The sequence below is a fragment of the Paenibacillus sp. sg306046 genome (genome assembly GCF_059821225.1).
The window spans coordinates 1-1,636 of record NZ_JCAMRT010000074.1 but is presented as its reverse complement, the minus strand read 5'-3'; the positions used below and the strand labels follow the sequence as shown (position 1 = coordinate 1,636).

Genomic DNA, 1,636 nt, shown 5'->3' with positions numbered 1-1,636 from the left:
GCGGTTGCGTATTCGAGGGCGCATTCCAAACCGTCGCTGCCCTCCATAACGTCAAGGCTCAGGTCAAATTTCGACACCAAATGCTCATTCGGATACAAAGCCAGCTGAAGGCCCTCAAGATGATACGCTCTATTTTCCAAGCTTTGCAGCGAAAACATGGTGTCAAAGAGCGGATTGCGGCTTAAATCGCGGGTCAGCTGCAGCTTCTCGACCAGTTCTTCAAACGGATAATCCTGCTGCTCATAGGCACTCAAGGTCGTTTCCTTGACTTCCTCCAAATAAGACAGGAAGGTTTTCTCTCCGACTGGGCAGCTGCGCAGCGCCAGTGTATTGACGAACATCCCGATTAATGGCTGCAGATCGCCGTGTGTTCTTCCCGCGATCGGCGTGCCGATGATCAGATCTTCCTGGCCCGTATACTTTTGCAGCAGGATCGTATACGCCGCAAGCAATACCATGTACAGCGTCGCGCCGTTTTCCGCCGCAATACGCTTCAAGCCCTCGCTCTGCTCGGCATCCATACGGAACCGCAGCGTACGTCCGTCATATCGCTGCACGGCAGGTCGCGTATAGTCCGTCGGCAGCTCCAGCACCGGCAGTTCTCCGCTGAACTGGCCCAGCCAGTAAGCTTCCTGCTTATTCAGATGCTCGCGCTGCGCTTCAGATTGCTGCCATACCGCGTAATCCTTGTACTGAATCCGCAGGGCAGGAAGCTCCTCGCCGCCGTACAAGCGGACAAGCTCCTCCACCAGAATATCCACGGACACGCCGTCGGAGATGATATGATGCATATCCAGAAGCAGGAGATGGCTCTCTTTAGAAAACTCCAGCAAACCTGCACGCAATAATGGCGGCTGTCCCAGATCGAACGTTCGGGCAAAATGACGCATCGCTTCCTGCGCTTCTTCGTCGCTTGCTTGCCGATGCTCCAACATCAAATCCGCCTGCGGGTAGATCCGCTGCACAGGCTCTCCATCCACCAGCTCAAAGCCGGTGCGCAGTGTCTCGTGGCGCGCGATTAGAAGACGGAACGCTCCTTCAAGCCGTTTCCGGTCAAGCATGCCGTCAAGCCTCATAATCCCCGGCATGTTGTAGCTTTGCTCTGCTCCTTCCAACTGTTGCAGAATGTAAAGCCGCTTTTGTGCTGACGATACCGGGTAATACTCCTTTTCTTCAGTGAGCGGTATGGAGGCATACACCTTCTCTTCCATCCTGTCCATGGCCTGAGCCATTTCCTCAATGGTCGGAAACCGGAATACGTCCCGCAGCGGCAGATTGACGTTCAGCTCTTTATAGAGCTTGCTTACCAACGCTGTCGCGCGAAGAGAATGTCCGCCAAGATCGAAGAAATTGTCCTTCACTCCTATCCTTTCAGCTCCAAGCACCTCTTGCCAAATCCGCACGAGCCGCTCTTCCAGCGGTGTACGGGGCGCGGTGTATTCCGCACCGGTATTCACGCTTCCCTCCGGCGCAGGCAGCGCCTTGCGGTCCGTCTTCCCGTTCGATGTCAGCGGCATCCGCTCCAGCTGCACGAAGTGCGACGGAATCATGTACCCCGGCATCTCCTGCGACAGCTTTCCTCTTAGCTCGCTCACCGTCAGCGCCTTGTCCGCTACCAAGTATGCGCACAGCTGCT

General features: G+C 55.7%; 1 protein-coding gene. It reads right to left on the bottom strand.

What is annotated here, in order from left to right; all coding sequences use genetic code 11:
- On the bottom strand, positions 1-1,636 hold a 1,636-nt coding region (locus AC6ROY_RS25310; protein WP_500103328.1), incomplete at both ends, for a condensation domain-containing protein.